Annotated in this window: 11 protein-coding genes and 1 tRNA gene; 8 read left to right on the top strand and 4 right to left on the bottom strand. The window is 62.2% G+C overall.

The features are described from left to right. The 6 genes from UP10_RS26150 to UP10_RS26125 all read left to right on the top strand — a co-directional run bounded on the left by UP10_RS26150 (position 1) and on the right by UP10_RS26125 (position 8,887). Positions 1-486: a DUF7665 family protein gene (locus UP10_RS26150; protein ID WP_044590033.1), complete on the top strand. Its 486-nt coding sequence runs from the start codon at positions 1-3 to the stop codon at positions 484-486. Beyond that, the gene (locus UP10_RS26145; RefSeq protein ID WP_044590032.1) at positions 452-961 is read left to right on the top strand and encodes a Mov34/MPN/PAD-1 family protein; all 510 of its coding nucleotides are present in this window, start codon (positions 452-454) and stop codon (positions 959-961) included. Before UP10_RS26150 ends, UP10_RS26145 begins: the two co-directional genes overlap by 35 nt. Positions 962-965: 4 nt before the next feature. Beyond that, entirely contained in the window at positions 966-2,324 is a 1,359-nt protein-coding gene (locus UP10_RS26140; protein WP_050043808.1) for a BilD N-terminal domain-containing protein, read from the top strand. 269 nt (positions 2,325-2,593) lie between these two features. Continuing rightward, a complete protein-coding gene (locus UP10_RS26135; RefSeq protein ID WP_044590140.1) occupies positions 2,594-3,817 on the top strand; it encodes a DUF6361 family protein in 1,224 nt (407 codons plus the stop codon). Further along, positions 3,810-5,651, top strand: coding sequence for a phospholipase D family protein (locus UP10_RS26130; RefSeq protein ID WP_044590031.1), 1,842 nt, complete (start codon positions 3,810-3,812; stop codon positions 5,649-5,651). The genes UP10_RS26135 and UP10_RS26130 overlap by 8 nt, the downstream gene beginning before the upstream one ends. Beyond that, the gene (locus UP10_RS26125) at positions 5,648-8,887 is read left to right on the top strand and encodes a helicase-related protein (RefSeq protein WP_044590030.1); all 3,240 of its coding nucleotides are present in this window, start codon (positions 5,648-5,650) and stop codon (positions 8,885-8,887) included. The genes UP10_RS26130 and UP10_RS26125 overlap by 4 nt, the downstream gene beginning before the upstream one ends. A gap of 26 nt (positions 8,888-8,913) precedes the next feature. On the opposite strand, the gene UP10_RS26120 is transcribed toward UP10_RS26125, so the two are convergent. From UP10_RS26120 to UP10_RS26105, 4 genes are all read right to left on the bottom strand, one after another. Next, a complete protein-coding gene (locus UP10_RS26120) occupies positions 8,914-10,386 on the bottom strand; it encodes a hypothetical protein (protein WP_044590029.1) in 1,473 nt (490 codons plus the stop codon). A gap of 2 nt (positions 10,387-10,388) precedes the next feature. Continuing rightward, on the bottom strand, positions 10,389-15,344 hold the full coding sequence (locus UP10_RS26115; RefSeq protein WP_044590028.1) for an AAA domain-containing protein: 4,956 nt from the start codon (positions 15,342-15,344) through the stop codon (positions 10,389-10,391). Positions 15,345-15,505: 161 nt separating this feature from the next. Beyond that, on the bottom strand, positions 15,506-15,688 hold the full coding sequence (locus UP10_RS46725) for a helix-turn-helix domain-containing protein (protein WP_044590027.1): 183 nt from the start codon (positions 15,686-15,688) through the stop codon (positions 15,506-15,508). 390 nt (positions 15,689-16,078) lie between these two features. Continuing rightward, a tRNA-Glu gene (locus UP10_RS26105) sits at positions 16,079-16,153 on the bottom strand. A 495-nt stretch (positions 16,154-16,648) separates the two neighbouring features. Between UP10_RS26105 and UP10_RS26100 the strand changes: the two genes are divergently transcribed. After that, a complete protein-coding gene (locus UP10_RS26100) occupies positions 16,649-17,101 on the top strand; it encodes a (2Fe-2S)-binding protein (protein ID WP_044590026.1) in 453 nt (150 codons plus the stop codon). 1 nt (position 17,102) lies between these two features. After that, entirely contained in the window at positions 17,103-19,418 is a 2,316-nt protein-coding gene (locus UP10_RS26095) for a xanthine dehydrogenase family protein molybdopterin-binding subunit (RefSeq protein WP_044590025.1), read from the top strand. The last annotated feature ends 8 nt before the right edge of the window (positions 19,419-19,426 follow it).

Below are 19,426 nucleotides of genomic sequence, written 5' to 3'. Positions count from 1 at the left end.
ATGACTATGGTCGTGCCTCCCGACCAGTTGCTGCTCGCAGCGGATCTCGCCGCCCCGGAATTCCGGCGCGGAGAGATCGAGGGCAAGTGGCGCCACATCGAAACCGTCTGGCCGCACGCGACCATCGCTGTTTCTGCGGCAAGCCGCCCGCACGCGCCTCACGAATACGGATTCCGGTTCGAGTGCAGCGGCTACCGCCACACGCCGGCAACCGGACAGCCGTGGGACGTCGCGATGCGCAAGCCTCTGCCGGGCCCACACTGGCCCGCGGGGCGCTCTATCGTTCCGTCCGTCTTCAGGCCGGAGTGGAAGTGCGGCCAATGCCTTTACCTGCCGTGCGACCGCATGTCGATCGAGGGCCACGGCGACTGGATTCACAAGCACCCGAACCGACTGTGGCAGCCGCAACGCGGCATCATCTGTTACCTGGAGCAGCTTTATGATCTCCTCAATGAAGACGATTATTCGGGCATTCGCGGCGCCTGAGCACCGGCTGAGTTGCCCGACATTACTGTGGGCGCGCACCATGGCCGAGCTGCACCGGCGCACGCAGCGCCGGCACGAATCCGGCGCGTTCCTGCTCGGACACGACCACGGCAGCCGCCGCGCCGCAGTCGATGTCGTCTATTATGACGATCTCGACCCGGCCGCCTACGCGAGCGGCGTATGCATCCTTCGCGCGGACGCCTTTGCCAAGCTCTGGTCGATGTGCCGCGCGCGCAAGCTCGCCGTGGTCGCGGACATCCATACGCATCCGGGGACGGCCATTCAGAGTGAGTCCGACCGTACGAACCCAATGGTCGCGCAGCCCGGCCATATCGCCATCATCGTTCCCGACTTCGCCGCGCCGCCGGTTCGCTACGAGGATTTGGGCATCTACGAGTACCAAGGCGAGCACCGCTGGGCTGAGCGCAATCACCGCCGCTGCCGCCGATTCGTCTACACCGGATTTTGGAGTTGATCCCATGACCGCTCTTATCGATCACACGCGACTGCACCGCACGGCCAAGTACTTCATGGACAGCGGCCGCGCGGTAACCCACGACGACGCGATGGACATTCTGCGCGGCTTCGGCGCTTCGATCCGCGTCGGCCCGGAGGCCGCCACCTCAATCGCGCACCAAGTCGCGCTTCTCACTTTGGTCAATCTTTCGCGCCGGACCTTGCTCGGCGGCGTCGAAGTGCTCGGCGCGCCGGATGCGCCCTTGCTCATTCCACTTGCGCGCGCGCGCAGCCTCGCAGATGCCGTGGTCGAACTCGGTGGTACGCTGGCCACGACCGGCAATCCGCTTTGGCCGGTCGCGCAGATCGGCACGGTGTTGCCGTCGGGGGACATCACGGCATGGCAACTCACCTGGCAGGGGTGGCGCGGCGGTGTCGTGCCGCGTCATGACACGCGCCGCCTGTCCGACGATACGGCGAACCCACTCGCCGCCGCCGTGGCGGCGGCGGCGACCGCAGCGGAGCTGTTTGCCTGGCACGCAAAAGATCATCCGATGGCCGGCCGGCGGGCCGCCGGCCTCTCTGTCTGGAACCCAGGCGCGGACTGGCTTGGACAAGACGCGAGCGAGCCTGTTCTCTCCTACTTGCCCTCTTCGCTGTGGTTGATCGGCCTTGGAAATCTTGGACAGGCATTCGCATGGTTGCTGACCTGCTTGCCTTATGCCGACCGCAGCAAGGTTGAGCTCACGCTCCAGGACTACGATCTGATCGCGGACTCGAACGACAGCACGTCATTGCTGTCGTCCTTGCCGTTGGTCGGAGCGAAGAAAACCCGCGTCGTCGCGAGCTGGCTGGAGGCGGCGGGATTCAACACCGCGCTTGAAGAGCGTCGCTTTGGACTGTGGACGTTGCGCGGTCCGCACGATCCGGCGGTGGCCTTCTGCGGCGTCGACAACGCGTCGACACGCGCCGATCTCGGCAGCGCGAAATTCGAGCTGGTGGTGGAAACCGGGCTAGGCGCCGGTCCCGGCGGCTTTCGAAATTTCTCGCTGCACACCTTTCCGTCGTCACGGCGGCCCGACCAGATTTGGCGCCGCGAAGATGTTGGAAGCGCACTCGACGTCTCCTCAATGCCCGCGTACAGCGCGTTACGAGAATCCGGGCTCGACACCTGCGGCTTAGCCCAGCTCGCGTCGCGCACTGTCGGCGTGCCGTTCGTAGGCTTGATCGCCGCCGCCCTCGCCCTGTCGGAACCCCTGCGCCGGCTGCATGGCGCCGGCGGGGTCGAGCTTGCCTCGGGATCGGCCCTCAATCTCGATGATATTGAATGTATCCGCCTGCCGTTTTCGGCCTACGCGTTCGGGTACTTGCCAGCATTGTAGCCGGGGCCGACGCCTTATGCGCGTTCACGGACGGCTGTGCGAACACCGATGCCGCGCTCGACGACGTCGAAGTGGTGTCCATGCGCACCGAACCTGACGCGGGAGGCTACGTGCCCGCGCGCTAACGGTACACCTCAGAAAAATGCTTGCCTTCACATGAATCACTCGTCAACTGTAACGTGTTCGATCGACGGAATTCCCGGCCATTTTTGATCCTCGTTGAGTTTATGCCGCAATGTCACGACGCAGCGGCGGAAAGGATTGTCTCGATGTCGGCGTTCGTCTGGCTCGATTATTCAGAGCGCGATCGGCGCAAAATGCTCGACGTGGTCGATCTTTTCAAGGAGCACGATACGCGTGACGAACTCGGTCTCGGCGCTATACGGGACTCATTCGCAGATCAGTTCTTTCCCGGCACAAGCACGATCATGACGCGTGCAAGATACTTTCTCCTCGTCGCCTGGACCTATCAACGGCTGGAGAGGCAACGCGTCACCTCGGCGCGAATGCCGGAGCGTGCCCGGCGGGCCGAAACGGACTTGATAGAGGCTATTGAACAATCGGACGACAAGGAAGGAAATATCGGTAAATACGCAAAGACCGCGCTGAAGCGCCTTCCCAGCAGCGTCTATTGGCACGGGTTGACCGTATGGGGGATTCGGACGTTTGCCGGCGCGCAGTCCCAATATCACCGCAGCCTTGATCGGAGCTATGCGCAGCTCCATCGCCATGGCGGCCGGGTTACGGAGCGCGATGCCGAGCACGATGATCTCATAGCACCGAACTGGCACGCCGGCCTCGTTCTGCCGCCCGAGGCGTTCCCGGACGAATGCTCGCTACGTCTGACGCGCGCCGAAGCTCAGTATCTAAGCGAGCGCATCCGCCTCAGTCCGCAATGTGCGGGTACGCTTCTCGCCGAGCTTGTCGCACGTCACCGCCATCACGAGGATGTCGATTTCGTGTGGCAACTTCCGTATCTTGCCGAAATGCCGTTAAAATTGCGCGAGATGTTGGAGCATGCCCGCAATTTTTCGGAAATTACCCACGGCGCACCGTTGCTCTACAATCTGATCCTTGCCGAGCAGGAGCGCTGGGACGAGGGTATTGAGGAATATAGGGAACGCTTTGCGGCGTGGGCACAACTCGTTACGGGCCGCTCTTCAATCCTGAAGGCATGGAAGCGCGACCGTTTTTGGGAGCTCGCCCGTGCCGGCAATCCTCGAATCAGCGCTCCGACTTATGATTTCAGCAATGCGTGGTGGGATCGCGTATTGGGCGCCGACCCCGCCACCTTGTGCGACAGCCAAGCCGTTCGCACCCTCATCCGTGACCGCGAGCATAAGCTCAAAAAGGACCTCTCCCGGATCGGCAATCCCCGCGCACGGGAGCTTTGGAACGGCGACTCGGGCTCCGCCCAATTAGAATATCGGTGGCTCATCAGCCAGCGGCTCCTTGGAGACATTTTCAAAGGCCTAGAGGCGTCCGATGCTTAGGCCGGATGAACGCGCGCATTTGCTTGAGCTACTCCGGCCGCCTTCGGGCTGCCAGCTCGATCTCGCGGTCGGCACCACCTTCTCGCTCGATCTGATCAGCGCCCTTATGCTTCCATTGTCCTTCGCCTTTTTCGACTGGGAACAGCCGGACGGCGAACTGGCTGCCGATCCGCTGGCTTTGCTCGAAGCGCTGCGACGCTATCGAGATCGCTTCACCATATTTTGCCAGTCGGGTCAGATCCGATTGCCACCAAAGTATCCGCCGCTCCTTACGTTCCTGGAGCCCTGCATCTACGACGTAGAGCCCCCGGATAAAGAGGGCATCTTTCATCCGAAGGTATGGGCGCTTCGCTTCAGGGCCGAGGACGGAAGCATCCGATATCGCGTGCTGTGTCTGAGCCGCAACCTGACCTTCGATCGCTGCTGGGATACAGTTGTCGCGCTTGACGGCGAACTTACGGATCGTTCGAACGCCATAGCGGCTAACCACCCGCTCGGCGAATTCGTTGCCGCGCTCCCGGGTCTTTCGCAGCGTTCTCTCTCGGCCAAGCGCCGGCAAGGTGTGGCAAAGATCGCCGACGAATTACGCCGCGTGCGGTTCACCTGGCCGGACGGCTTCGATGAGGACAAATGCCGTTTCTGGGTGGGAGGGCTCGATGGCCGAGCCGCCGCGCCATTCGGATCACGGAGGGATAAGAGTCTTATCGTCTCGCCGTTCCTCTCGAATAGCGTGGTGCAGGACTTCATCGATTCAGGCGGCGAAACTCATTTGGTGTCGCGTCCCGAAACCTTGCAGGAGCTCAACCCCGCAGCGTTAAACGGTTGCGATAGCCTCCACTTTCTTGCGCCACAGTTGGCCGATGGAACTGATGACGATGTCTCCACGATCGGGCGGGGTGAAGTGCTTGACGGCCTGCACGCCAAGCTTTTTGTGATCGATCATGGTTGGGACGTGAGCCTATTCAGCGGCTCGTTTAACGCGACCGTCCATGCGTTCAAACACAACGTAGAATTCATGATCGAGCTGGTAGGACGAAAAAGCCGCTTCGGTGTTGACCAGTTTCTACGTCAGGCAAAAGGCGAGACGAACTTTGCAGACCTGCTGCAACCCTATGACGCGAACACAGCGTCCGCGCCAATCGACCTCACGGCGCAAAAGCTTGACGATCTGTTCCAGGCTGCCAAGAAGGCCGTCGCGGCAGCCAGCCCTCACCTCGTCGCCACGCCTGCCGACGAGCCGGATCTTTTCGATATGAGCCTTAAGTGGGCCAAGCCATTGCGCTTGCCCGACGCAATCGTTGACATTCTCGCGTGGCCAATCTCCCAACTCGCCAATCGGGCGCTGCCGCTCGGAAGCCCCGTTGTGTTTCCACGACTGTCCTATACAGGACTGACGCCGCTGATCGCCTTCGATGTAACCGCCAGGGTCGGCGAAGCGAAGGCACACTGCACTTTTGTCATGAATCTTACGCTCGACGGCGCACCCGCCGATCGGGAAGATCGCGTTCTCCGATCGCTCATCGAGAGTCGCGACCAGTTGCTGCGCTACATCCTTTTTCTCCTTTCGGCCGGGGATGAAGCAGCCGTGTCGTCCGGAGAGTTAGCGGGTCTTCTTCAACCCGTGAACGGCGCTACGGAGCGCGCGGCCCCATTGCCATCTCTACTCGAAACCATGCTGCGTTCCCTGCATCAGGGACCGGCGCAACTCGAACGGGTCGAATCGCTCCTTGAGGCCCTGCGACGCGGCCCCAACGAATCCGAGTTACTCAGCCCGGAATTTCAGAAAATCTGGGAACCAATTTGGGACGCCGCTCAGCAGGTGAGGTCGAAATGACGGATCGGCCAGATACCGCTGCCGTCCTCGCCGGCCTCAAGGACTTCCAGCGTACGACGGTGGACTACGTTTTCGAACGGTTCTACGGCCAGCAACCGACTCGACGCTTTCTCGTCGCGGACGAGGTGGGATTGGGCAAGACGCTTGTTGCGCGAGGCGTGATTGCGCGAACGATCGACCATCTGTGGAGCACGGTGCCGCGCATTGACATAATCTATATCTGCTCAAACGTTGATATCGCCCGACAGAACGTGCAGCGGCTTGCCATTCCGGGATGCGAGGTCGCGGCGCAGTCAACGCGACTTACCCTGCTGCCGCTTCACATGCACGACCTGCGCCGTCATCGCGTGAATTTCGTTGCGTTGACACCGGCCACTTCGTTTGAGCAAACCGGCGGTGGCGGGCGCATCGATGAGCGGGTCCTGCTTTACTGGCTGCTGGACCGCGCGTGGGGCATTCACGGGACGCGGGCTTCGCTTTACGTAATGCAAGACTATGCATCGACGGCTTCATTTGAGCGGGCAGTAGACGCATTTGATCCTGCGATGGTCAACGAACAGATCGCTGCCGAGTTTGTATCCCGCCTTGCCGAGCAGGTGAAGGAAGAACAGACGGCCAAGAACCCTGACATGCGGCAGCGATTCGAGGCCCTGTGCCGCATCTTCTGCCGCAGCGACGCCAGGCCTGAGCCGGGCGCTACGAAGCTGCGCACGCAGTGGATCGGCGAGTTGAGGCGGATGCTCGCCCGCGTATGCCTCGCAACGCTGGAGCCTGACCTGATCATACTGGATGAATTTCAAAGGTTTAAACATCTGCTCGAAGAAGAGTCGGAGGCAGGGGAGCTGGTGCGCGATTTGTTTGACTCGCAGTCCGAATACGGCGCGCGCGCCCTACTGCTCTCGGCGACTCCGTATCGCGGGCTTAGCTTGCATCACGAGACCGACGACGATCACTATGGCGATTTTCTCACCCTCCTGCGTTTCCTTGAAAACGGCGATGCTGCGGGCTGTAAGCAGGTGCTCGCAGACTATAGGGCCGCCCTACCCGCGATCATGACCCCGGAGGGTTTGGCACAGCTTCGGAACGCGAAGGAAGCGCTGGAACAGCGGCTCCGACGCGTAATGGCGCGCACGGAGCGATTGGCGACCGCGAGCCAGCGCGGCGGGATGTTGCTGGATTCGCCGCCGACGGACGGATCGCTCCATACCGTCGACGTTCGCGCGTTTCTCGGCGCGCAGCGCATCGCCGACTCGATCGGACAGGGAGACCTCGTCGAGTATTGGAAATCATCACCCTACCTGTTTAATTTCATGGATTCCTACGCGCTAAAGGACGCGTTCAAGAAAGCGGCAGACACAAGCGAGATCGTGAAGTTCGTTCGGGAGTTCCCAGACACCTTTCTCGATTTGGAGAAAGCCCGCTCATATCAGCCGCTGGAGCCCGCAAATCCGCGCTTGCGCGGGTTGCTTGCAGAGACCGTCGATCGCGGAATGTGGCGGCTCCTCTGGATACCGCCATCACTTAGCTACTATGCCCTGGCGGGGCCTTTCGCCTCGCCGGAGTTGGCGAAGCTCACCAAACGCCTCGTGTTTTCTGCCTGGCACATGGTGCCGCGGGCCGTGGCGTCGCTTGTCTCTTACGAAGCCGAACGAAGGATGATGCGTGCACCACATCCCCGGGCCCGAATGACACAAGAGGATTGGAAGAAACAGCGGGGACTCCTGCGCTTTGGAACATCCGCCGACCGCCTCACCGGGATGCCGCTCTTATTGTTGGTGTACCCATGCCTGACGTTCGCGCGCCATTGCGATCCTAGAGATCTGGCGCGGGGCCGTTCCCTCACCGCTTCCGAGGCACGCTTGGAGCTAGCTGCGCGCCTCGGCGAAATGGTCGAAAGGTTGGGAATCGCCTACGAGACCGGCGGCAACGCCGACGAGCGTTGGTATTGGCTGGCGCCGATGTTGCTGGACTTCGCGGAATTTCCCGCCGCTGCGCAAGCCTGGTGGGAGCGAACCGAGCTTGCGCAACTCTGGGCCGGCGCCGACGCTGGCGAGGAGGATGCCGGCTGGTCGCGCCATGTGGACGAGGCGCGAGAGACGCTCAATACCATCCGGGACGGTAAGCATCGTCTCGGGTCGCCGCCAGAAGACCTTTTTGATGTGCTTTCGCTTGCCGCCTCTGCGGCCCCGGCGACGGCAGCTCTTCGTGCTTATGTTCGGACAGGCGAGAACGACGCCGCGCTTAGCCTCTCCCTTCGTGACACCGCCGCGCGGTCGGGAAGGGCTTTCCTGTCGCTCTTCAACCACGCCGAAGTGATCGAGACGATACGGGCAGAATTTCGAGGCGAACCCTACTGGCTGCGTGTCTTGGAATACGCCCACAATGGCGGACTTCAGGCCGTACTGGACGAATATACGCACCTCCTTCGCGAATCGCTTGGTTGCGCCGACGCGCCGGTTAGCGCGATGGCCGAGAAGGTTGCCGCCGAACTCATCGGGGCACTTACGCTTCGCACTGCATCGCTGCGCGTTGATGAAATCTCGGCACCGCCTTACGCGCGCGAGGCAAAGATCAAAAGCGAACCGATGCACATTCGCTTTGCCATGCGCTTTGGTGACGAACGTTACGATGAAGAGGTTGAACCCGGCGGCCTGCTTGCTACTGCCGGAACGCGCAAAGAACGCGTGCGAGCGGCATTCAACTCACCTTTCTGGCCATTTGTCTTGGTCTCGACCTCGGTAGGACAGGAGGGGCTTGATTTTCATCATTATTGCCACGCGATCACGCACTGGAACCTGCCGTCAAACCCTGTAGACTTGGAGCAGCGCGAGGGCCGGGTACATCGCTACAAGGGGCACGCGGTCCGGAAAAACGTCGCCGCAGCTTTTGCGACGGAAGCTTTAGACCGCCCGGCCTCGGACGTTTGGGAGACGGTGTTTGCAATTGGCCGGGCTAACCGGCCGAGCCAGGAAAATGACCTTGTCCCCTACTGGCTTTTTCCGGGCGATGCAAAGATCGAACGCCATGTGCCCGCGCTACCGTTCAGTCGTGAAGCCGAGCGTATCCATGGACTCCGCCGTTCGCTCGCGATCTACCGCATGGTTTTTGGCCAGAGCCGACAAGAAGACCTGATCGCCTATCTCCTGGCGCATATCCCCGAGCAAGACCGGGCCGGGATCATGGCCGAACTTCAAATAGACTTGAGTCCGCAGAGCCACACACAAGTCAACGAATGAAGCCCAGATTGCCGGCCCTTGACCGCCTATGAGGGCTTTTGCTCCGCGAGCGCCGCTGCGATATCGCGATAGAGACTCTCGTCCGTGACATACGCGCCGAGATTATCCAGCACATATTGCTCAGCCCGCCGCAATACATCCGCGTCGAAGCTGACGAATCCGAGAGGGACCGCAAAACCGCGCGGCGTCTCGACGGGCGCGTGCGCGATTGCGGCGACCGCCACGTGCGGCACGATCAGGATTTCGAGCGGACCCGGAAACCGTCGGTGGTCGCTCGTAGCGACGATCTCAAACGCCTTCTCCATATAGCGTGGCGGACGCGGCGCGGTGAGACATATCGATTTTAGCGCGTCCGTCTGGCCGTCAGCGCGCTGGCCGCTCCAGCGCGTGCGGATGCCGGCGACCGTTTCATCGAGAAGTGTCGTCGCATTCCACGACGGCACCTGCGGCACGAGCCACAAGAGAAAGCGCGGCGCCCCGGAATGCTGGCGGGACCCGTAGTCGAGCACATCGAGAAGGCGCTTCCGGTTTTCCGACAGGAGCAGCGAACCGGCGATCGGCGCCGTCTTGCGGTCCGCCCGCACGTCGCCCGCGCGTGTAATCGCCTCGCGATAATAGCGCTCGACCGCGAGCCCGTCGCGCCGGGTGAAGTCCTTCAGGAATTCCGGCGCGAGGTTGATAAGGATATTGTAGGCTTCGGCGTCGCCTTCGCTTCGCGACTGTTTCAGCCCGTCGACAAACGACGCCACGGCGCTCACGATTTCCGGCCGGTCCGCTTGCTCGTGCTCGGGACGCCAGAGGATGAGGTCGCTTTCTTCCGAACTCGGGTAGGAGGCCTGAGCGCGCACGACGGTGCGCACCGTGCTCAAAAAGCGGTTCTTGGACGTGACCGGATCGACCGAATAGAGGTCCTTCTTCTCGCCCTTGCTCCGCTCCCGACGGTCGGCGATCTCGGAAAAGAACCTTCGGAACGCCTGCGGAATGCGGGACGCTGCGGACCCGGCGGCCTCTTCGTCAAGGATCGCAAGCTCCGGAAGTCCGAGTTCAAACTCGGTGAGAAACCGGGGATGCTGGGGCGCAAGCGATATGAGATCGAACCCAACCTCCCGGCGCCGCGGCTCGACCGCAAAGATCTCCGGTTCGGAGCTTCCGTCCCGGAACAAGCCGTCGCCGGCCACGGTCAGCCAGAGCCGTCCGTCACGCCGCTCAACGTAGCCCGGCGCTTCCGCTTCAGCGAGCACAAACGACGTCTCGCGCACATTGAAGCCGAAGAAGGCGGCGGCATCATTCTCTGAGATTCCGGGGACCGCTTTCACAAGCCGCAGCAGGAACTCGGTCGTCAGCGACGTGCGTCCGAGCACCGCGACCTTGTGATCAATGAGGAAGTTCCGGCACGGAAGGAGGACATCGTAGACCGCGAGTTCGATCGGACGGTCATCCTCCGGATCGACCAGTCCTTGGCTCTTCAGATGAAGTACGGGATTTTTTCGCACAGCCATCCTTAGCCTCGCTCACTTTTCTTGGCGCGCGGCGCCTTCTTGGCGCTGAGGAGGTCGGAGGCGTGAACTAGCGCCGCTTCGCCGCCGCCGAGCGCCTTGCCGAAATTGTCCGCGAGGCGGCGCATAGGCCCTCCTTGCGGCCATCGCGCGTTGCACCCCACAATCACCAGCCGATCCATAGCCCGGCTGATGGAGACGTTGATTCGATTGCTGCGCGACAGAAATCCCTCCCGCACCGTCGCCACGCCCGACCGCTGAGGTCCGTCCGCGTTATTGCGCACAAGTGAGAGGATGACGATCGGATTCTCTTTGCCCTGGTAACTGTCGACCGTATCGACCTTCACATGCCGCAGCAGCGTGTCGCCGTGTGGCGCCTTCAAAAGTCTGTTTCTCAAATGATCGCGTTGCGCGGCGTACATGCAAATGACACCGACGCCATGCGGATACTGCGTCTGGGTCGTCAGCCATTCGCGGAACGGCTCATGCTCGTACCACTGCGTGAGAAGAGTGAGGAGGCAGTCCGCTTCGACCCGGTTGATGCGGCTGGTTCCTCCCGCCTCCAAGCTCTCGAAACCTTGTTCGCCGAAGCTGTCGGTCGCGATCCAAGTGAGCGGAACGCCAAGATCGCTCGGGAGCACCGAAGGATCGATCTCCGGCTTATCGCGCCCGTGCTCGAGCTTGATCTCCGGGTAAAACGTGTCCGACACAAGCCGTCCGATGGCCGGCAGCATGCGGTACTGCGTTTTCAGCTTCATGCCGGCGACAGACCCGTAGGCGGTCGCGAAGACACGGTCGAAGTCGCTCCGGATAATCTCGCCTTTGGCGAATCCGGTCCTCGCTCCCACCTGCTGCACGACTTCCGGCTTGTGCTGGGGCTCCAATTGCGCCTGATCCCCCACAAGAATAATCCATCGCCCCGCCTGGAGCGGGACCGAGAGTTCGCTCGCCGTGCAGCGCGCGGCCTCGTCCACGACGACGAGATCGAACGGCGTGCTGGTGAGCCCCAGGGACGGGCGGCCGAGTCCGACACAAGTGCCGGCCACAATCTGCCGCGTGCCGGCGAGAAACGGCTCAAAGCTCCGTTGCGCCGTCGATGCGCTCGTCACAAAGTCGCGCGCAATCTTGCCTGCGGTGCGCAGCCTGGCCGCATTGGCCGCATTGACGCCTGGCTCACCTTTGCGCCGCTCCACAAGGGCGCCGACGGTTTTATCGATAAAGGCCGTCATATCGCCCTCGATACCGGTTAGATCGTCCGGCAAGCCAAGGTGCGCCAAATGCGCGCGTAACGTCTGGCGAAGGCCGTCAACGCGGCTCGCGTCGGAGCCGGCACTGCCGAGCAACTCCGCGATCCGTTCGCAGACCGGCCGAACGGCGGTCTCGACGAAGAGGAATTCGTCGACGAGGCCGTCGGGCAGGCCGAGGGCGGCCCCGGCGATCCGCAGGCGTTCGGTTTGCTGGGCGCGAAAGCGATCCTTGAACAGAAGCTCGACGCGCTCGGTATGATAGGGCAGCAATCGATCCGACACGACACCCTCGGCGCCGACGCGAAGAATGCTTGGGTCGCCGCCCGATCTCCGAAACAACGCCAGCACGGACTCCGCCGCGTTGTTCACCGCCTCGTGCGACTGGCTCGCAAGCAACACGTTGCGCACAAGCCCCTTCGCCAAGGCATAGTGCGTCAGCGCCGCGATGAATTTCGTCTTGCCCGTACCCGGAGGTCCTTGCAGCAACCCAAGGGGCCGTATGCCGAGAAGCGCGCTCATCGCTTCCTTCTGGCTCGGATTGAGCCCGTAGGCCTCAACCAACGTATCATCCAAGGGGCACGGTGCAGTGACGGGAAGGAGACGTTGGCGCGGGTCGAATACGTCAATGAGCCCCGGCACACGCGCCTGACGCGACAGTACCTTTTCGATCGCGCCTTCGCGCCGGCGAAGGCTCTGAAGTTCGAAGTGGCTGGTGAAACGCAGCCGCTGGTTCTCCTCAATGATGCGCGTCTGGTTCGGGTTGGCGTATTCCGTCGGATCGATCACGACCACGCCGGGCTTTGACCGCGCGGTGTCAAGTTCGCCGACGCGGCGCCATACGCCCTTGGCGTCGAGTTTCTGGACGCCCACCGTATCGGCCCGGTCAAAATCGAACGTTCCGCTGGAGAGCTCGAACGGCACGACGTGGCGTCTGAGATTGCGGTCGAAGAAGCCTTCCGAAAGCGCGAGCCCTTCCGTGGTGAGTTCGGCCTCGACGCCGATGAGGCTACGCCAGAGTTCGGGCACATCGATATCAACCGTTCGGACCGCTGCGGGAGCCGCCACGATCTCTTCGACAAGCACGTCTTCGGCAACGTCCCCCAACTCCTCACGGTCGCCGGGTTCTTCCTCATCCGCCACTTCGGCGCGCTTCGGCTCTTTCGCCCGGCCGAGCGCTTCCCGCACATCCGTATCTTCCAGAATTGCAGCGAGTTCGCTGAAGTCGTTGAACTCGGAACTCGCGACCGTGAGGTCCGCGGCTATCGATTTGAATTCGTACTTTGAGACGCGCGCGATCCATCCCTGAGTGACGGTCCGGCGGCGTCCCGAGAACGGAACGCCCTTGACGTCAAGACGGATCTCAATTTCCTCGCCGATGCCGCGGATCACGAGCGCGGAGACCTCCCCGCGCGCGCGAAGATAAAGCCGCCCTTCGTCCGGAAAGACGGGACCGGTCTCGGCGCCGCGAAGCGACAATGCAATCGACAGGCGCGGCGCCTCGGCGTCCGGCACCAGCGCGGCATCGAGCGCGTCGACCAGCGGTAAGAGCGTCGCGTTCTGCGGCACGTTGTTCCGGCAGGTCGCGATGGCGCTTGCGATCGCGACCGCAGCGCGCGGATCGATGGGACATTTGGCGAGCACCTCTTCGACGATCTTCGTAACCGCGAAATTGTCACGCTCCTGCCGGCTACCAGCCTCCGGCGCATAGGCGCTCGACGCAATGTCCCCGTCGGACGCAGGCGTAAAATCAATCGTGTCAACCAGAACCGGCTCGCGGGTTTCCCCGTCCCGGACGATAATGTTGTCCGGCTTCAGGTCCCCGTGCGCCGCGCCTCGCGCATGCAGCTCCGTCACGGTCTCGACCAACTGCGCCAGAAACGTCAACGACGTATGCGGATCAAGCCAATTATCCGGTTTTGACGCGAGGCTGCTCGCCAGCGTGTCTCCGCCGATCCAGTCCTGCACCAGAACGATGGCGTCGCCGAGCCACAACACATCCCTGATAGCAGCGCATCCCGGCGCAGGCGACAGCTTCAGGTCCAAGGCGCGATTGAGAAAATCGAGAATGCGGGGACCCTCGCGGCTCGGATCGCCCCAGGCCTGCCGCTTCCACATCTTCACTTTGACGGGCGAATCGTTCTGCTGACTCCGCCAGATTTCGGCGATGTCGGTGGCAGAGATGTCCTCGACGGCAGGATAGGTGCCGAACAGTTGCCGTTGCGACCGGATGCCGCCGCGAAAGCGTTCAAGACCTTCGATCACTTCCTTCGGCGTCGGTCGCGACGCCGTCGCCGCATTGAAGGCTTCGAGCGCAGCAACCGCGTCCGGGAAACGCCGGGTCGGGTCGGTTTCCAAAGCGTTCTCAAACCAGTGATGCAGCGGCTCAAACGCCCGGTCGCCATCGACCGAGGCGTTCCAGTCCGGCGGATTGCCGGGCGAGGAGCTGTCAGGGGCACGCCCGAACAGAATCTCATGAGCCGCGACGGCGGCCAAAAAGACGTCCTTGGCCTTGGCGCTGGAATCGTCGCCGAGAACGTCTTCGGGAGCGGTCACCGTCGAGAGAAACTGATAGCGCGCCTTGCCGAGCGAAGCGACTTCGGGAAACTTCGCCGCGAGCAGATGCGAAATCCGAACGGTCGAAGGCGCTTCGAGCCAGATACTGTGGCTTCCCAAATCCAGATGCGCGGCCTCCGAGGTATGCAGCGCGGCAACGCGCGCGAGTATCTGGCGCGCGAGTTCGATTCGATCCTGGGCCGAAAGGTTGGTCCCTTCGCTGGAGATGAAATCGCGCAGCCGCTTCAGCCGCCGCCGGCGGTCATAGACCTCCCAATAATTGACGCCCTGATTGGGGTCGGCTGCCTTCGGAACGAGAATCCAACTCTCACAATCTTCGTTCCGGTCCCGGAGATAATAGAAGACTTTGCCTTCCCGGCCGGCAATCTCCGCTCGTCCCTCCTCCGTCTGAAATCGCCCGTCCTTGCAGTTCGCGAAATTCCACAGCCTCAAGCTCCCAAGATTTTGGGGCGTGTTCTCTTCTACCGCCTCATATTCTCTGTAAATATCGTTCGGATGCTGGAAGGTGGCCTGATCGGACGTGGCGACATAGCGATCGTAGCGCGAGCGCCCGGGCTTGAACGATCCCGCTTTCACGTTGAAGAACTTGAAGAGGCGATCTTTCCAGACCGCATCGGTTAGCGGGTCCGCCACGATTTGCGGGGCTACGTTGCCGAAGGCCGCGCGGCGAGCTTTCTCCGAGGCGAGCGTCTTCAGGAATTCGTCGATTTCAAAAACGCTGCTTCTTTCCGTGCCGGCGATCTTGGACAAGTTCGCCTTGCCGGTGATGACAACGACCCCGACAATTTTCGGAACCGGGGCGCTTTTGCTGTCCGGTCGCGACTTTAATTGCGTCGTGAGCAAACGCAGAACATCTTTAACGTTGCTGTGAATCTTGGCGACCGGCGACGGCCCGGTATCGCGCCCGTTGTGCAGCCAGTTCCCTGAATCGCTCTCGATCGACCCGGACCAATCCTTGAGGTCGACGAGAAAAATCATGTGATCGGTCACCAGGATCACGTCGAGTTCGCGCGACCGTCCGAGGCCCGTGGCAAGTTCGAGATTCGTAAAGGCATACCAATCTTTCGGCAGGCTTTTGAGGCGCTCGACGCCTTTGACCTCCCGCGCATGAACGCCGCGTCCGCCGTTTGTGACTTGCATCGCCCCCTCCGGCCCGTCTCCCCGGGCGGGAAGGCATGTTGTAAGAAATACACCCTTAGGCTGGATTCGTCTTTGGTTTTCAACCGATATAAGCAGTTACAACCGGGCGGCCCTCACTCCTCTCGGTCACGCTCGGGTTGCTCCCTTAAGTCGCACGTCCATTAGTTCGACATGTTGGTGTCAAGGAGCGCCAGAAGTGAGCGCACCACTACTAGTCGCCGACGTCCGATCGTTGTCGTGACGATACGCCCAGCTCCTATCAACTCGTAAAGCTTCGTGCGTCCCAAGCCGGTCACTTCGCATGCATCGTCAATCGTGCAGGTGAGCCGCTGGGCGAATGGCACCGTGCTCGGTTCTGCGGCTTTCGTAGCGGATAGGCTGACTGGTGGCTGTTGTCCGCCAGTTTTCTCCCGTCGATTGTATCTCACGAGGCCCTCCTATTCGCACAAAGCTCGATGGGACAAGAGTTGTTTGTGGGACGAGCAACGTCAATGCGAACATCCGAGGGCGCTCGCGCACGACAGCGCACGTCAGCGGCGGTTTGAATATTTCCGGACACCAAGGGCGACGAGGAAATTTTTCGCGAATGCGCCAGCCACAGTGAGGCATCGCAACGAGGCCACTCTGCTAATGTCGGCAGCAAATTCCCCAAGCGTTCGCCGCTGTTCACCAGCGTCTTATTCAACCATTATTCAACGAACGCGGCTGATGGCTACCTAAGTGCCTGAGTTTGCTGGCGCTCCCTAGGGGAATCGAACCCCTGTTTCAGCCTTGAGAGGGCCACGTCCTAACCGCTAGACGAAGGGAGCGTTGAGACGGAAGGCAATAGCCTTGAAATCGGCCTCCTGCAAGATGTCTTGTGCGTTGCGGTGGGGGTTTTGTGACCATGCTTTACAGCCTGTAGAGGCCATTCCGGCACGAAAACCGTCCCCCGGCCTCCCACGGTGCCTCTCCCGGCGTATCACGCAGGAATGTCGCGGCACGGATCGCGGCGCGCCCGCTTCGATACGTCACCGCGCCCTCATCGGCGGCCCCGCTTTTGACAAACCAAAATGCGAAACACCTGGCTGTGAAGTCACGCAGCGTCGACGTCTGATAGCATCGCGGCCTCACCATGCAGCGCCATGCCGGGCGCCGAAAAGCAAGAGGAGAGCCTGGAACAGAGCGCAGGCCTTGGCGCACGACAATTCAGCTCACGAACCATCTTGGCAAACAAACATCAGCGCGGCCGCCGGACAATGGAAATGTGTTCCGTCCCTCACACCGCGCACCGGTCAACAGCTTAAACAGAGCGAGGACAGACCATGATCAAGCTTAAAATCAACGGCCAGGACCAGAATTGGGATGGCGACCCGGACCTCTCGCTGCTCTGGTATCTCCGCGACGAGGCAGGAATGACCGGCACCAAATTCGGCTGCGGCCAGGCGCTGTGCGGGGCCTGCACCGTGATCGTCGACAAGCAGGCGGTGCGCGCCTGCATCACATCGGTATCAGACGTGGTCGGCCGCGAGGTCACCACCATCGAGGGTCTGCACCCGACCGGCGATCATCCGGTGCAGAAGGCCTGGCGCCAGGTCAATGTGCCCCAGTGCGGCTACTGCCAGGCCGGCCAGATCATGCAGGCGGCTGCGCTGCTGACCGAGAATCCAAAACCCTCGCACGACCAGATCCGCGAGGCCATGGCGGGCAACATCTGCCGCTGCGGCTGCTATCAGCGGATCGAGAATGCCGTGCATCTCGCATCGACGGGGGTGTGACATGAATATCATCACCAACCCGAAAAAACTCCGCGGCTTCGAGAAGCACATCAAGGTCGAGAACCTTTCGCGCCGCAGCATCCTGAAGGGTCTCGGCATCGCCGGCAGCTTCGTGCTCGCCGCTCCCGTGATGTCGCGGCCTGCCTTCGCCTATGAGACGGGCGCCGGCAAGATGCCGCATGGCGTCGTGGTCGATCCACGCGTGTTCGTGGCGATCGCCCCCGACGGCATCGTCACCATTTTGGCGCACCGTGCCGAGATGGGAACCGGCGTCCGCACCAGCCTGCCGCTGATCGTCGCCGAGGAGATGGAAGCCGACTGGTCGCGCGTCCGCGTCCAGCAGGCGCATGGCGACGAGGTCAAGTTCGGCAACCAGGATACCGACGGCTCCCGCAGCACGCGGCACTATCTGATCCCGATGCGCCAGATCGGCGCGGCGGCACGCGCGATGCTGGAGGCCGCGGCGGCCAAAAAATGGGGCGTGCCGGTCACCGAGGTGAAGGCTGAAAAACATGAGGTCGTCCATAGCGCGAGCGGACGCCGCATCGGCTTCGGCGATCTCGCCGCCGACGCCGCCAAGGAGCCGGTGCCTGATATCGCAGGCCTCAAGCTGAAGGACCCGAAGGACTTCCGCTACCTCGGCAAGGGCGAGGTCTCCATCGTCGACCTCCACGACATCACCACCGGCAAGGCACATTACGGCGCCGATACAAGGCTGCCCGGCCTGAAGTATGCCGTGATCGCACGTCCGCCCGTCACCGGCGGCAAGCTCAAATCGTTCGACGACAGCGCGGCGATGAAAATCTCCGGCGTCGAGAAGGTGATGGAGGTCAAGGGCTGGCCGTGGCCGTCAAAGTTCCAGCCGCTCGGCGGCGTGGCCGTGATCGCGCGCAACACCGGTGCCGCGATCAAGGGCCGCGACGCGCTGAAGATCGTCTGGGACGACGGCGCCAACGGCAAATATGACTCGGCGACCTATCGTGCCTCGCTCGAGGACGCCGCGCGAAAACCCGGCCTCGTCGTGCGCAAGGACGGCGATGCCGATGCGGCGCTCAAGACCGCCGACAAGGTCATAACAGGCGAATATTATCTGCCGCATCTCGCCCATGTCAGCATGGAGCCGCCGGTTGCGGTCGCCAATGTCACCGGCGACAAATGCGAGATCTGGGCGCCGGTGCAGAGCGCCGGCGGCACCCGCGAGGACGTCGCCAAGACGCTCGGCATCCCCGAGGACAATGTCACCGTCAACGTGACGCTGCTCGGCGGCGGTTTCGGACGCAAATCGAAGTGCGATTTCGCGATCGAGGCGGCGCTGCTGTCGAAGGAGCTCGGCGCGCCGGTCAAGGTGCAATGGACGCGTGAGGACGATGTGCATCACGACTTCCTGCACACCGTCTCGGTCGAGCGCATCGAGGCGGGTCTGGACAAGAACGGCAAGGTGATCGCGTGGCGGCACCGCAGCGTGGCGCCGACCATCGCGTCCACCTTTGCGGCCGGCGCCAATCACGAGGCGCCGTTCGAGCTCGGCATGGGTCTGATCGACAACCCGTTCGAGATCGCCAATTTGCAGTGCGAGAATCCGGAAGCCGCCGCGTTCACGCGGATCGGCTGGTTCCGCTCGGTGTCGAACATCCCGCGCGCGTTCGCGGTGCAATCGATGGCAGCCGAGATCGCGCATGCGACGGGCCGCGACCAGAAGGACATGCTGCTGGAGCTGATCGGAAGCCCACGGATCGTCAACCTGGCCTCGGTGAAGGATCCCTGGAACTACGGCGAGCCCTATGACAGCTACCCGATCGACACCGCACGGTTGCGCAAGGTGGTCGAACTGGTCGCCGAGAAGGGCGAGTGGGGACGCAGCGTGCCGAAAGGCCACGGCCTCGGCATCGCGGTGCATCGCTCATTCGTCAGCTACATCGCCACCATCGTCGAGGTGGCGGTCGACGAGAAAGGCAAGCTCACCGTGCCGCGGGTCGACACCGCGATCGATTGCGGCACCTATGTCAACCCGGAGCGCATCCAGTCGCAGATCGAGGGCGCTGCGATCATGGGGCTGAGCCTCGCCAAATATGGCGAGATCAGCTTCAAGGACGGCAAGGTGCAGCAGAGCAATTTCGACGACTTCCCGGTGATCCGGATCGACGAATCCCCTGCCGTAACCAACGTCCACATCGTGCCGCCGGGTCCTGATACGCCGCCGAGCGGCGTCGGCGAGCCCGGCGTGCCGCCATTTGCACCGGCCCTGATCAACGCGATCTTTGCCGCCACCGGCAAGCGCATCCGCGCGCTTCCGATCGGCAAGCAGCTGGAGACGTGACCGAGGAA

The organism is Bradyrhizobium sp. LTSPM299 (assembly GCF_000938235.1).
Taxonomy (GTDB): Bacteria; Pseudomonadota; Alphaproteobacteria; order Rhizobiales; family Xanthobacteraceae; genus Bradyrhizobium.
Note: the sequence above shows the minus strand (reverse complement) of the source record. Positions and strands in the feature narration are given on the sequence as shown.